This window comes from Actinomadura chibensis NBRC 106107, from assembly GCF_001552135.1.
GTDB lineage: Bacteria > Actinomycetota > Actinomycetes > Streptosporangiales > Streptosporangiaceae > Spirillospora > Spirillospora chibensis.
This window is the reverse complement of record NZ_BCQP01000088.1, coordinates 1-12,857: the sequence shown is the minus strand read 5'-3', so window position 1 is coordinate 12,857 and position 12,857 is coordinate 1. Positions and strand designations below refer to the sequence as shown.

The 12,857-nt window shown below is 70.4% G+C and carries 16 protein-coding genes; 2 read left to right on the top strand and 14 right to left on the bottom strand.

Going from position 1 to position 12,857, the window contains the following annotated elements; all coding sequences use genetic code 11:
* Positions 1-2 precede the first annotated feature (2 nt).
* Together ACH01S_RS39440 and ACH01S_RS39435 are read right to left on the bottom strand one after the other, a co-directional pair.
* Positions 3-782, bottom strand: coding sequence for an SDR family NAD(P)-dependent oxidoreductase (locus tag ACH01S_RS39440; RefSeq protein WP_067904913.1), 780 nt, complete (start codon positions 780-782; stop codon positions 3-5).
* A 65-nt stretch (positions 783-847) separates the two neighbouring features.
* On the bottom strand, positions 848-2,173 hold the full coding sequence (locus ACH01S_RS39435; protein ID WP_067904902.1) for a sigma-70 family RNA polymerase sigma factor: 1,326 nt from the start codon (positions 2,171-2,173) through the stop codon (positions 848-850).
* Between the two features lie 86 nt (positions 2,174-2,259).
* On the opposite strand from ACH01S_RS39435, the gene ACH01S_RS39430 reads away from it, so the two are divergent.
* On the top strand, positions 2,260-3,024 hold the full coding sequence (locus tag ACH01S_RS39430; protein ID WP_067904899.1) for a DUF899 family protein: 765 nt from the start codon (positions 2,260-2,262) through the stop codon (positions 3,022-3,024).
* Here the strand turns inward: ACH01S_RS39430 and ACH01S_RS39425 are convergent.
* The 9 genes from ACH01S_RS39425 to ACH01S_RS39390 all read right to left on the bottom strand — a co-directional run bounded on the left by ACH01S_RS39425 (position 3,021) and on the right by ACH01S_RS39390 (position 9,258).
* Positions 3,021-3,893, bottom strand: a complete 873-nt coding sequence (locus ACH01S_RS39425; RefSeq protein ID WP_067904896.1) for an SAM-dependent methyltransferase — start codon at positions 3,891-3,893, stop codon at positions 3,021-3,023. The genes ACH01S_RS39430 and ACH01S_RS39425 overlap by 4 nt on opposite strands.
* A gap of 422 nt (positions 3,894-4,315) precedes the next feature.
* Positions 4,316-5,128, bottom strand: coding sequence for a phosphotransferase family protein (locus ACH01S_RS39420; protein ID WP_067904893.1), 813 nt, complete (start codon positions 5,126-5,128; stop codon positions 4,316-4,318).
* A gap of 123 nt (positions 5,129-5,251) precedes the next feature.
* Positions 5,252-6,466, bottom strand: coding sequence for an ATP-grasp peptide maturase system methyltransferase (gene tgmC / locus ACH01S_RS39415; protein WP_067904891.1), 1,215 nt, complete (start codon positions 6,464-6,466; stop codon positions 5,252-5,254).
* Between the two features lie 6 nt (positions 6,467-6,472).
* Entirely contained in the window at positions 6,473-7,438 is a 966-nt protein-coding gene (locus ACH01S_RS39410; RefSeq protein ID WP_246236608.1) for an MvdC/MvdD family ATP grasp protein, read from the bottom strand.
* A complete protein-coding gene (gene tgmA / locus ACH01S_RS44200) occupies positions 7,329-7,676 on the bottom strand; it encodes a putative ATP-grasp-modified RiPP (protein WP_174564944.1) in 348 nt (115 codons plus the stop codon). The genes ACH01S_RS39410 and tgmA overlap by 110 nt, the downstream gene beginning before the upstream one ends.
* Before the next feature lie 124 nt (positions 7,677-7,800).
* The gene (locus ACH01S_RS39405) at positions 7,801-7,986 is read right to left on the bottom strand and encodes a DUF397 domain-containing protein (protein ID WP_067904887.1); all 186 of its coding nucleotides are present in this window, start codon (positions 7,984-7,986) and stop codon (positions 7,801-7,803) included.
* Positions 7,987-8,078: 92 nt separating this feature from the next.
* Positions 8,079-8,264: a DUF397 domain-containing protein gene (locus tag ACH01S_RS39400; protein ID WP_067904884.1), complete on the bottom strand. Its 186-nt coding sequence runs from the start codon at positions 8,262-8,264 to the stop codon at positions 8,079-8,081.
* Positions 8,265-8,269: 5 nt separating this feature from the next.
* Positions 8,270-8,455, bottom strand: coding sequence for a DUF397 domain-containing protein (locus ACH01S_RS39395; RefSeq protein WP_067904881.1), 186 nt, complete (start codon positions 8,453-8,455; stop codon positions 8,270-8,272).
* Positions 8,446-9,258, bottom strand: a complete 813-nt coding sequence (locus ACH01S_RS39390; protein WP_067904878.1) for a helix-turn-helix domain-containing protein — start codon at positions 9,256-9,258, stop codon at positions 8,446-8,448. The genes ACH01S_RS39395 and ACH01S_RS39390 overlap by 10 nt, the downstream gene beginning before the upstream one ends.
* A 169-nt stretch (positions 9,259-9,427) precedes the next feature.
* Here ACH01S_RS39390 and ACH01S_RS39385 point away from each other — a divergent pair, with 169 nt between their 5' ends.
* Positions 9,428-9,811, top strand: coding sequence for an ATP-binding protein (locus tag ACH01S_RS39385; protein WP_083981666.1), 384 nt, complete (start codon positions 9,428-9,430; stop codon positions 9,809-9,811).
* Between the two features lie 309 nt (positions 9,812-10,120).
* Here ACH01S_RS39385 and ACH01S_RS39380 read toward each other — a convergent pair whose 3' ends face one another.
* From ACH01S_RS39380 to ACH01S_RS39370, 3 genes are all read right to left on the bottom strand, one after another.
* Entirely contained in the window at positions 10,121-11,350 is a 1,230-nt protein-coding gene (locus tag ACH01S_RS39380) for a PP2C family protein-serine/threonine phosphatase (protein ID WP_067904875.1), read from the bottom strand.
* A 29-nt stretch (positions 11,351-11,379) separates the two neighbouring features.
* A complete protein-coding gene (locus ACH01S_RS39375) occupies positions 11,380-12,471 on the bottom strand; it encodes an acetate/propionate family kinase (RefSeq protein ID WP_306303279.1) in 1,092 nt (363 codons plus the stop codon).
* Positions 12,459-12,857 (bottom strand): phosphoketolase family protein (locus ACH01S_RS39370; protein WP_502687068.1); only part of this gene is annotated, 399 nt, incomplete at its 5' end. The genes ACH01S_RS39370 and ACH01S_RS39375, both read right to left, overlap by 13 nt.

The window sequence follows — 12,857 nt, the reverse complement described above, 5'->3', positions numbered from 1 at the left end:
GTTCAGTCGGCGAAGACGCCGGACGTCGCGTTCACGAACGTCGCCGTGATCGCGCCCGCCGCGTCCGAGGCGAGGAACGCCGCCGTCCCGGCGACCTGGTCGAGGGTGGGGGAGCGGCGCAGCATCCGCATCCCGGCGAGCTGCTCGAACAGGCCCTCGCGGGCGGCGTCGTCCAGGTCCATGCCGGTGGCGGCGAGCTTCTCGCGGGTCAGCGTCTCGGGGAGCCCGGCCGTCCAGATGCCTACGACGCGGACGCCGCTCGGGCCCGCCTCCTGCGCCAGGTTCCGGACGAGCGCGTCCATCGCCGCGTCGGCCGGGCCCGTCCCGCCCATCATCGGGCTCCCCTTCGCGGACCCGCTGTTCAGCGCCAGCACCACCCCGGAGCCCTGCGCCGACATGAGCTTCGCCGCCGTCCGCGCGGTGAGGAAGTTCGCGGTGATCGCGGTGGTGACGGGGCGGAGGAAGTCCTCGGCGGGCATCTCGGTCAGCGGGACGCCGTGCATGTCGCCGCGCGAGACGAGGTTGAAGGACACGTCGAGGCTCCCGGCCCGCTCGACCACGCCCTCCGCGTGCGCCCGGACGGCCCGCTCGTCCAGCGCGTCGACGACGGCGACCTCGGCGCGCCCGCCCGCCGCCGCGATGTCGGCGGCCACCGCCTCCAGGGTCTGCCGGGTGCGGCCCGCCAGGTGGACGGTCGCCCCGTGCCGGGCGAAGGTCCGGGCGACGGCCGAGCCGATCGAACCGGCGGCGCCGTAGATGATCGCGTTCTTGTTCTCCAGCATCGCGCTGCTCCGTTTCGTCGTTTTCGTCGTTGCGAACGGATGTTGAGACGCGGGCGCGCGGAAAACTAATCGGTCAGCGTCAGCGGGAGCCCGAACGCGGGGAACAGGTGCGGCTCGAACGACGTGATCTCGGCGATCAGACCGTCCTCGACGCGGAGGACGTCGAGGACCTGCGCCCGGTACACGCGCGTCCCCGGACGCTGCACGTACCCGCCGAGCGCGGGCTGCCCGTTCGCCCGCGTCGGCAGGTGCCGCCAGCGCCCGAAGTACGCCGGCGACGCCGGGTCGAACGTCTGGGCCAGCATCGTCAGGATGGCGTCGCGGCCGCCGAACCACAGCGGGTTCGGGGGCATGGTGATCCGCGCGTCCGCGCGGAGCATCGCGGCCATCGCGCTCATGTCGCCGTCGGCGGCGGCGCGCATGTAGCGGTCGAGCAGGGCGCGCTCCGCCTCGGACGGGTCCGCGCCGCGCGCCCACTCCCGCCGCCGCTCCGGCAGACGCTCGCGCAGCGCGGGACGCGCCCGCTGCAACGCGCTGGTCACCGAGGCCACGGTCAGGTCGAGCGCCTGCGCGGTGTCGGCGGCGGGCCAGCCGAGCACGTCCCGCATGATCAGGACGGCGCGCTGCCGGGGCGGCAGGTGCTGGATCGCGGCGAGGAACACCAGCTCAAGCGTCTCCGCCGACTCGGCCGCCGCCTCCGGGTCCTCGTCCGGGAACGGCTGCAGCCAGGGCAGGAACGATCCCGCCGCCACCCCGTCGCTCGGCGGGACCGGCGACGGCCCGTACGGCCGCGGCCGCCGCTCGTCGCGCCGCAGGAAGTCAAGGCTCGCGTTCGTGGCGATCTTGTAGAGCCAGGCGCGGAGGCTGGCGCGGCCCTCGAACCCGTCCCGGTGCTTCCACGCCTTCAGCAGCGTCTCCTGGACGAGGTCCTCCGAGTCGTCGTAGGAGCCGACCATGCGGTAGCAGTGCACCTGGAGTTCCCGCCGGTACGGCTCGACGAGATCGGCGAACGACCATTCGTCGCTCGTCCGCACGGCGGCGGCCTCATCCGATTCCGTAACGCCGGTCTCCGTGACGCCGGAATTCGTCACGGGTTCGGGCGTGACGGTTCGCGACGCGTCCCGCGCGACCCGCGCGATGCTCCGGAGCCTGCGGACCGACGACGAGAGGCTCTCCACACCCGAATAGAACGGCTCCGGCTTCTCCGGGACGAGCCCCTTCACCTGACGCTCGATCTCCGAGATGAGCTGCTGGACGCCGCCGCTGGTCGCCTGCCGCGTCCGGTACGCCTTCTGGCGGCAGGCCGCCGAACAGTAGACCGACGCCCGTCCCGGCTTCCCACCCGCCGCCGGAAGGCTCTTCCCGCACGTCCGGCACACATTCCCCGCCACGCGCCCGAGCCTAACCCCGCCGCGATGAGTTTCGCGCCGGACGCGGGTCTGCCCTTGTGACCGCTGGAGACGCCACGGAGGACGCCATGCCGAACACCCCGGAGACCGGCCGCCCGCCCATCGTCGACCTCGCCGCCTGGCAGGCCGCGCGCGACGAACTGCTCGTCCGCGAGAAGGCCCACACCCGCGAGGGCGACGCCATCGCCGCGGCCCGCCGCCGCCTCCCGATGGTCGAGTTCGACGGGACGGTCGACGTCGTCGGCCCGGACGGCCCCGTCCCGTTCCTCGACCTGTTCCAGGGCCGCGACGAACTGGTGGTCTACAAGCACATGTGGTGGGACGGCGCGCCCCACCAAGGCCAGTGCGAGGGCTGCACCACCACGGCCTGGCACATCAAGGACGCCGTCTACCTCAACGCGCGCGGCGTCTCGTACGCCGTCCTGACCACGGGCCCCTGGGACGAGGTGGCCCCGTACCTCGAATTCATGGGCTACACCGAACCCTGGTACTCGGTGCGCGGCGTGGACGGCCCGGCGGGCGGCCCGATGGGATACATCACCGTCTATCTGCGCGACGGCGACCGCACTTTCCTCACCTATTCCACGACGGGACGCGGAAACGAGCGGGTCAACGCCTCCCTGGGCCTCCTCGACATGACGCCCTACGGGCGCGGCGAGGCGTGGGAGGACGTCCCCGAAGGCTGGCCCGAGGGCGGCCACGCGTGCTGGACCTGGCGTTCCGACGCGGACGGAAACCCGAACTGGGGCCCGACGAGCCGTCCCGTCCCCCAATGGACCCGCCCCGGCGCGACCCCCATGGAAACCCTCGGCCGAACGGGCGGCCACCCCTAGGGCTTGCGGAGGACGCCGCCGTATTCGGTGAGGTCGCTGCCCAGCTTGGACGCGCCCGCGTAGCGCTTCAGCTCGGCGGGCACCGGGGCGAGCCGGGGCTGCTCCAGGTCGGGACGCCAGTTCACGACGTCGACCAGGCCGGGCTCGACGGGCTCCAGGTTCGCCGGGAGGAGGGCGTTGGTCTCGGCACGGTCCCGGGTCCGCCAGCGGAGACCGGCGCCGTTGGAGCGGGCGTCGATGTCGGCGGCGCGCTCGCGGTCGGAGCAGACGATCTGCGTGAACGCCAGGTGGCTGCCGGGGACGGCCCGGTCGATGACGGTGCTCAGGATGCGGGCCGGGTCGTCTTCGTCGAGCAGGTGGTGGCCGACGGACAGGAACAGGACGGCCAGCGGCTCCTTGAAGTCGATGAGGCGCTCCACGTCCGGGTGGGCGAGGATCGCCTCCTGGTCGCACATGTCCGCGGTGATCACGGCGGTGGAGTCGTCGTCGGCGAGCAGCGCGCGGGCGTGCACGAGGACGATCGGGTCGATGTCGACGTAGACCACGCGGGTGTCGGACGCGAACCTCCGCGCGACCTGGTGCACGTTGTCATTGGTCGGCAGCCCGCAGCCCATGTCGAGGAACTGCCGGATCCCGGCCTCCTGCGCCAAATACCGGACGGCCCGGTACAGGAAAAGCCGGTTCTGCCTGGCCAGGTCGATGAACTCGGGGAACTCCGGCAGGTTCTGCAACATGAACTGCCGGTCGGCCTCGTAGTGGTCCTTGCCGCCAAGGGCCCAGCCGTAGATGCGGGCGGCCGTGGGCACGTCGTGGTGAATCTCGGTGGGAATGTCCTCGGCTGCGGCCACGGCGTACTCCTGAGCGTCCATACAAGCGGATTATCCAGCATTCCAGGCTAGCGGCCCATAGCTCGTTTCCAGGTGGAAACCCGACAAAAACGATCTTGGGTGACCGCGACCATGCCGGTCCAGACCAGCGTGCCCGGTGGACCAGTCCAACGACCGCCCCTTCCGCAACGCGATGACCAGCGAGGCCGCGCCTTCCCCGGGATCCGGCGCGGCCCCCGGGACACCCGCCGACGTGCTTGAGAACGCGTCCCGAAGACAATGGCGCGTTCCGGCCTGTAACGCGCCACAGTTTGGCGAGTCCGAGCCAGCCCCCGCCGAAACCCCCCCAACGACATCGACCTGGCGAACGAAGCCCCCGCGAAACCGCGGAGGCCACCAACCCTCCAGCCCGTCCACGACGCCCAGGTCCGGGTAGTACCCGAGGCATGCGGCTCGGCAGGTCGTTACCGCGCATCCCCCAGCCGGTGATCGGCCCACTGCCGGGCGGCGTCGGCGTGCTCTTTCGCCCACTCGGCGTCGTTGGCGGCGAGGTTGAGCGTCCATTTGTCGGCGAAGACGCGGCTGAACAGATCGATGGCCGCCTTGTCGGCATTCGTCCACGCGGGGAATCGGGCGAGCCACCTCTCCGCCTCGGCGGGCGTATGCCCGGCCTTCAGCAGCCAGGGAATGAGCAGCGCCAGTTCCAGGAATGCGGCACCGCGGCCGATGAACGTCCAGTCCACCAACCAGACCGATCCGTCGTCACCGAGCAGGACGTTGGCGGGGTTGAGATCGGCGTGCAGCAACGTGTCCCCGGCGAGCGCGCTCACGTCGGCGATCGCCTCCCAGCGTCGCTCGACGCGCTTGCGTTCGAGCACCGGCGGGAGCGGATGGGCCTGGAGGCCGTCGATGACCTTCGCCAGGACGTCCAGGTCCGCCGATCCTGGCGCAAAGTCGGCGTGGCGGGCCTGGACGTGCTCAAAGGCCAGGACGAGCCACCCCCCGGCCTCCACCGTCCAGTGAAGCCGGGGAGCGTACTCGGTGACGTGCGGATTGATCGCCGCTTCCCAGCGCAGTGACCGGACCTCCGGGCCATCAGCGTCGGGCCCGGCCTTGCGCGCGGCCTTGAGAAACAGCCGCCCGCCCCCGACGTGGACGGTCACGGCGATGTCGGCGTGGTTGCCCGCGGGCGCGGGCTCGACCCCGTGGATCGCCCCGGTGCGCGCCGTGATCGCCCCAAGCACCTCGGACGGCAGTGCGGCCCAGTCGCTACGCATTGATCAATCCCCGTCGTCGGATCAGGCGGTGCGCGGCGGCCGCGCGCAGTTCCCGGTCGCACACCTCGGCGAAGGTGCGGGCGCGCATCATCCAGCGGTGCCCCGCTCGGCTGCGGCACGGGTTCATGGCAGGAAGAAGGTCAGCTCGTTCGCGCCGACGTGGGTGATGGACTGCCGTCCATCGCGGACGCGCATCCGGAACGCCTGCGGGCCCGGCCGTCCGGCCAGGTCCCAGGCATCCCATGCGGCTTCGACGGCGTCCCACAATCGCGCCGGTCCGGCTTGGCGGACGAGGTGCCCGTGAACGCGGTCGGGAACGAGTGTGGCGGTCGCGCCCGTGGTGACGTCGACCAGGTGCAGGACGTCTCCGCCGCCGGTGAGCAGTTGGGCGTTCGGTGCGGCGAGTTGGGCGAGGAAACGGCCGAAGAACCCTTCACCCGTGGCTTCGTCCAGGCGATGGGGGCTGTGCCGGACCGGACGTGGCGGGGCGTCGCTGGTGAGGCTGGCCCAGTGTCCGGGGTTGCCGGGGTCGGGACGTTCGTGGGTGCGGGCCGCCATGAACGAGATGGTCCCGTCGAGCAGCGGGCCCTCGGCGGTGTGGGCGTCGCTGACCGTGAGCAGGACGCGGGCATACCCGTAGAGCCACCCCGACAGCGTGGTGAGGATCTTCCCGCCCGGCTTGGCCTGCGCCAGCCACGGGGCGGGGACGGCGCGGACCGAGCACGCGGCGACGATGCGGTCGAACGGTGCCGAGGGCCAGTAGCCGTACAGGCCGTCCGCGACGGCCAGGTCCGGGTAGTACCCGCAGCCGTAGAGCGCGTCGGCGGCCTGGGCCAGCCGGTCCTTGTCGACCTCGACGGAGGTGACGTCGCCGTTGTCGCCGAGGCGTTCGCAGGCCAGTGCCGTGGAGTAGCCGGTACCGGTACCGATCTCCAGGACGTTGTGGCCGTCGCGCAGGTCGGCGTCCAGCCACATCCGCAGCACCAACGACGGCAGCGTGGACGACGAGGTGGGCGCGCCGCCGACCCTGGGGGCGGGACGGTCCCAGCGGGGTTCGTCGGCGTCGAACTGGGTGATCAACGTCTGGTCGCGGTATACCTCGCGCAGCCACCGCTCCCGGTCGGTGGAGGCGGTGACCGGTTCCCACACGGTCAACCCGTCCGCGTTGCAGCCGTTCTCGGCGTAGAAGCCGGGCACGAACCGGTGCCTTGGGACGGCCTGGACCGCGCGGTCCCACGCCGGGTCGTTCAGAAGCCCGCCCGCGGCGAGGGAATCAGCGAGCCTCCGGCGCAAGCGCTCGACTTCGGGGCTGGCGGTGGCGTCGGACGGCGTCGGCATAGTTCATCATCCTGCCTGCAAGAGCGCGGCGAAGGAGTCGGCGATGTCCTCGGCGTCGGGCAGGAAACCCCATTGTCCGCTGGGGTTGCATTCGATCCAGTGCCACCGCCCCCGTTCGTCGACGGCGAAGTCGAAGCAGCCGAACACGAGGCCGAACAGGTCCAGATATCGGTACAAGGTCTGCCGGATGGGCTCGGGGACGCCGACCGGCTCATAGGTCAGTTGGTTCCAGTCACCGGCCCTCCAGTCCAACGGCGCGCCCGGCGCGCGGACCAAGTGCGCGTGGACGCGGTCGCCGACCACGGTGACCCGCGCGTCCGTCTTGTTCTGGATCTCCGCCTGGAACAGATGCGGAGCGGCGGCGATCGATTCATCGAGTTCGTCGGGGCCGACGCGCTGTGTCCAGATGGCCCCGGTCTCGCCATCGCTGGACGGCACGCCCCGGAACGTCTTGTAGACCACGGGGGCGTGGTCGGCGGCGAACCGGCGCGCCCCGGCCAGGTCATTGGTGATCAGCGTGGGCGGCACCGCGAAACCCAGGTCCGCGGCTGCCCGCAACTGTTCCGGCTTGTACTCGGCACGCGCGGTGGCCGCCGGGGGATTCACGTGGGGGACGGGCAGCGCCGCGATCAGGCCCGCCAGGCCGTGGCGCGCCTCGGCGACCGCGAACCTGCGGATCCGGTCGGGGAGGCCCCGGTACCTCCAGCGGCCCGGCCTGCGGTGGTACACCGCCCGCACCCGTCCCAGGTCCAGTTCCCGGGACGCGGTCCGCAGCGTCCCATCCCATCCGCCGTCGCCGCCGCCGATGCGGGCCGCGAACCGCAGCCCGCTCCCGCTCGTGGCGGCGCCGTCAGGGCCGCTCTCAGGGTCGATGTCGGCGGGGTCGATCCTGACGACCTGGACGCCTCTGCGATTGAGCGCGGCGATCACCATGTCGGCGGTGACGTCCTCCAAGCTGGTGATCACCAGCACCGGCCCATCGTCCCGTCCGCGCGGGCGGCTCAATCGGAGTCGTAGTCGGTGGTGGTGTCGTCTTGGTCCCGTGCTTACCCGCCTCGATGACCTGACCGTCACCGTCGAGATACCGGGCGATCTGCGTACGCGGGTCTAGTTCGACGCGATGCCAGTCGGGCGGTGAGATCGGGAGCCGGTCGGTCACCCTCGTCCATCCCCAAGGAACCCGGGCGGTGCCGCCGGTGCTGGCGTCCACGGTGCTCTCCTCCAGGCAGAGGTACTTCCCGTCGTCATCATCCTCGACCACGCGAGAAAGCACCACACTTTCCGACGGGAATGGCGCTAGCGCCGGTCAGAGAGGGACCGGCGCTAGACGCGCGTCACGCATTCTTGATCAGGCGGGTGAAGTGGTCGAGGGCAGCGGGCGTTAGGACGATCTTCGGGCCATTCGGATTCTTGCTGTCGCGGATGGCGATGAAGTCGTTGATGCGGGCGAGCTCGACGCAGGCACCGCCGTTGGAGGTGCTACGGGACGCCTTGCGCCAGGCGGCGGTGTTCAGGTCCATCTGCTGACCCCTTCAAGAATCGGCTGAATGATTGCGCCCGAGAATTGGGTGGGACGCCCCTGCCTGGCGGGCTAAGGGCGTCCCTATGTTGCTTAGGCGTTCTTGAGGGTTTGAACGAGGTGCCGGAGGTTTTCGGGGGAGAGAAGGAGCTTGGGACCGTCAGGGTTTTTGCTGTCGCGGATGGCGAGGGTGGCGCCGAGGCGGGCGAGCTCGATGCAGTTGCCGCCGTTGTTGGAGCTGTGGCTGGACTTGCGCCAGAGGGTGGTGTTCGGGGCCATGGGGGTTAGGCGTTCTTGATGTGGCGGGTGAGGGAGGCGAGGGCTTGAGGGGTGAGGAGGAGTCTGGGGCCGTGGGGGTCTTTGCTGTCGCGGATGGCGACGACGTTGTCGATGCGGGCGAGTTCGATGCAGTCGCCGCCGTTGTTGGAGCTGCGGCTGGACTTGCGCCACGCGGCGGTGCTCAGGTCCATTTTTCTTTCGCCACCTTTGCTATCAGTTCGAGGGACTGGTCCACGGGGTACGCGGCGGACTGAATGGCCGAGAACAGCTCGGTGAGCCGTTTGATTTCGAGGCGATCGGTGGTCGTGTCGCCGTCGAAGGCGTTGTCTTTGTACCCTACCTCGGTCCCGTCGGGAAGCGCTCCGATGGCGAAGGCTCCGCCGATTCCCTCGTGCAGACGAAGCGGGGCGATCTGGATGCGGACGAGACGGGACGATGCCGCAAGAAGGTGTTGGAGTTGGTCACGCATCACCTGGGGGTCGTCGGCACCGCGGTAGAGCACGCTCTCGTCCAACACGTACATCAGGTTGGGCGGGGTGTCGCGGGTGAGGACGTCCTGCCGTGCGAGGCGGGTCTCTATGGCGGGCTCGTCGTTGTCGAGCAGGTGGGCGACGTAGGCCGGGGTCTGGAGGAGACCTGGGATGACCAGCGGTTGGTAGCTTCGGATGGCGTCGAACTTCGTTTCCTGCATGGCCCAGTCGGTGAACCAGGCCGGGACCACGTTGGTGCCCTTGTAGAGGCCGTCCCAGAGGTGGACGAGGGCCTCGCGGGTGTCGAGGACGCGGTCGGCCTGGATGGCCAGGATGCGGTCGGGGCGGGTCTCGCCGCGCTCTATGCCGCCGATCGTGCTTTTCGCGTAGGGCGCCTGGTCGCGGATCATCTCGCACAGGGCGGCGATGCTCAGGCCCGCCGCCTCCCGGTACCGGCGCAATTCGGAGCCGAATAGCGCGTTCGGCGACTCCCAGGGGCGCAGGTCGTTCGGCCGTTGTCCCATCGCTTTCTCCCTTGGGCTCGGATGACCGGCGATGGCCGGTCATGGGCGGCAGTGGCCACGGCCGCGCCGGTGATGGACACGCATCGTGGCTTTGGCGTTGCACAGCGTTACACAGGATGCATCATTTCTGCCACCGGATTCCCGAAGCAAAAAAAATTCGGAGGTTTCCATGATCGATATCGGGATGGTGTTGGGGGTGATCTCAATCGAATCTTCCGCGCGCGCGCCAGAAGTTGCACGGAAATGGGTGGCTGCCTTGTATCAGAGGCGTTGCCTAGGGGACGACTATGTCGCGCGTACCGTGGTCACCGAATTGGTTACGAACGTCCACAAGCACACAGACACGAAGCGTGTTTCCGTGCGACTTCTCTTGGAGGACGGTCTCCGGGTGGAGGTCGCGGACGGTTCCGCTGTGCTCCCGGTCGTCCAGGACTGGGACGACACTGCGGAAACGGGTCGCGGGCTCCTGATGCTGGGTGCGCTCGTCCAGGAATGGGGTGTCCGGCCACTGGCCGATGGCGGGAAGGTGACGTGGGCGCGGCTCGGCGAATGAAGGTGGCGCGTTGGCCCGGTGTGGTGTGGTGGTGGCGTATTCGCCATGGCCACACCACGGCGGAACACCATCTGGACGTACTGGCGTCCCAGATGAGCGATCGCGGATGGGCTCATCTGAAGATCTACGTGGAGTGGCCCCCGACCCTCTGGGTCTTCGCCAAGGGGCATGAGGGCGCCGCCTTGAGCGTCACGGCGAACCGGGAGGACGGGCGGTGGGTCTACCAGATCCTTTGTTCGATCGAGTACCCGTGCCATGCGGTCGCGCAGGTGGCCGACTTCCTGGACGACCTCCTCCGCGACCGCACGTTCAACCGGTCTCCGCGGTCTCGGAGCGGCGCAGGAGGAGGACGGCCACGTCGTCCTCAGCCAGGTCGCGGCCTATGAGCGCGGCCATCACCGCCGCGCCGACCTGCTCCGGCGGGCCCGCGTAGACCGCCTTGCGGAGCCGGGCGATGCCCTCGTCCAGGGACTCTCCGCGCCGTTCCACCAGGCCGTCGGTGTAGAAGCAGAGGAGCGCGCCCGGGGGAAGGTCGATGGTGGTGGTGCGGCGGGGGTTTATCTCCTCCAGGCCGATCAGGACGTCGGTCTCCGCGGCAAGGCACCGAGCCGGGGCCCCCGGCTCGGCGAGCAGCGGGGGGCAGTGCCCGGCCGAGGAGATCCGCACCCGCTCGATGCCGGGGTCGAACACCGCGTACAGCACGGTCGCCGTCGCGTCCGGCTCGAAGTGCAGCATCTTGCGGTTCAGCTTGAGGAGGACCTCGGCGGGATCGGTGGTCTCCAGCGCGTAGGCGCGCAGCGCGCTGCGCATCCGGCCCATGACCACGGCGGACGGGAGGCCGTGGCCCGCCACGTCCCCCATCACGACGCCGATCTCGCCGGACGGCAGGGTGAACACGTCGTACCAGTCGCCGCCCACGGTCTCCTTGCCCGGACGGTAGCGCGCGCTCAGCTCCATCCCCGGGATCTCCGGCAGGGCGGCCGGGACCAGGCTGCGCTGGAGCTCCATGGCTCCGGCCCGCTCCGCCCGCCCGAGCATGAGCTGCACCGCCATCGCGGCGGGCGTGGCGGCGTGCTGCAGCAGCTCGACGTCCTCGGCGCCGAACCTGCGCGGGGTCACCGTCCCGACGTGCATGACGCCGACGAGCGTCCCCTCGCTGATGAGCGGGACGCCGAGCAGCGAGTGCAGGCCGCGCTGCATCAGCAGCGGGTTGAACACGTTGGCCTTGCGCACGTCGGAGATCACGATGGGCCGCCGCTCGACCGCGACGCGCCCGGCGAAGCCGTACCCCAGCGGGACGTGCGCGGCCTGGACGACCTCCTCCTCTATCCCCTTCGCGGCCGCCGCGACGAGGAAGCGCTTCTGGCGGTCGAGAAGCAGCACGACGGCGGTGTCCGCGCCGAGGGCCTGGCGGACGCGCTCAAGCAGGACATCGAGGAACTCGTCGATGTCCATATGGGCGAAGGCCCGGTCGGTGATGGCCCGGATGTCCGCCAGCCGGTCGGCGACGGCGTCCGCGGGCTCGGTCGTCTGCTCCACCGGGAAACTGTATGCCGGAAAGTGTCTGCTTAGTACAGTTTGTAATGGTCGTAACACCGGCGTACTCCGTTGGCAATTTCCAGATCTTCGCGGGCCGTGATCACAAGCGTGCGGACGGCCGCGCCCGCGTGGGTGAGGTCGGCGTCGCCGTCCGCGGCCGCGTTGCGGTCCGGGTCGACGCCGACGCCGAGATGGGCGAGGTCGGCCGCCAGGCGCATCCGGACGGACGCGTCGTGCTCCCCGACCCCGCCCGTGAAGACGAGCGCGTCCAGCCCGCCCAGGGACGCCGTCATCGCGGCGGCGCAGGCGCGCAGCCGGTGGTGGTAGACGTCCAGGGCCGCGAGGGCAGTGATGTCGCGCTGTTCGGCCAGGGCCCGGATCCGGCGCATGTCGCCCGTCCCGGTGAGGCCGCGCAGCCCGGATTCGCTTTCGAGCGCCGCGTTGACGTCCTGCGCGGAGAGCCCGTGCTTGATCAGCCACAGTGGGATGCCCGGGTCGATGCTGCCCGCGCGGGACGCCATGACCAGGCCCTCCAGCGGCGTGAAGCCCATGGTCGTGTCGATCGAGCGCCCTTCGGCGACCGCGCACAGGGACGCGCCCGAGCCGAGGTGGCACACCACCATCCGCAGCGAGGACGGGGGAACGCCGAGCAGTTCGCCCGTCCGGCGGACGGCGTAGGAGAACGACAGGCCGTGGAAGCCGTAGCGGCGCAGCCCGAACCGCTCGCGCCATTCGGCGGGCAGCGCGTAGGTCGCGGCGGCGGCCGGGAGGGTGGCGTGGAAGGCGGTGTCGAAGCAGGCCACGGCGGGGACGCCGGGCAGCGCGCCGGTGATCTCGGCGAGCGCGTGCAGGGACGCGGGCTGGTGCAGCGGGGCCAGGTCGGCGAGGTCGCGCAGCCGCTCGGTGACGGCCGCGTCGATCGGGACGGGCTCGGTGTAGTCGGTGCCGCCGTGCACGAAGCGGACGCCGATCGCGTCGGGTTTGGGCATTCCGGCGGCCAGGTCGGCCATCTCGTGCCCCGCGCCGGAGTCCTCGGCGAGGACGGCGTCGTCGTGGTCGAGCAGGCTTATCTTCAGGCTGCTCGATCCGGGGTTGACGGTGAGGACCCTCACTGCGGCCACGTCCAGTTCTGGATCTCGGGGGCGTCCTGGCCGTGTTCGCGGGTGTAGGCGCGCAGGCGGAGGCGTTCGTCGGCCATGCGCTGCCTGATGTGGGCGACGCGTCCGCCCAGGGACGGGACGCGGTCGATGACGTCCATGACCAGGTGGAAGCGGTCCAGGTCGTTGAGCATGACCATGTCGAACGGCGTGGTGGTCGTCCCCTCCTCCTTGTAGCCGCGGACGTGCAGGTTGTGGTGCCCGGCGCGGCGGTAGGTGAGCCGGTGGATCAGGTACGGGTACCCGTGGAAGGCGAAGATGACCGGCTTGTCGGTGGTGAACAGCGCGTCGAACTCGGTGTCGGACAGCCCGTGCGGGTGCTCCTCGACCGGTTGCAACCGCATGAGGTC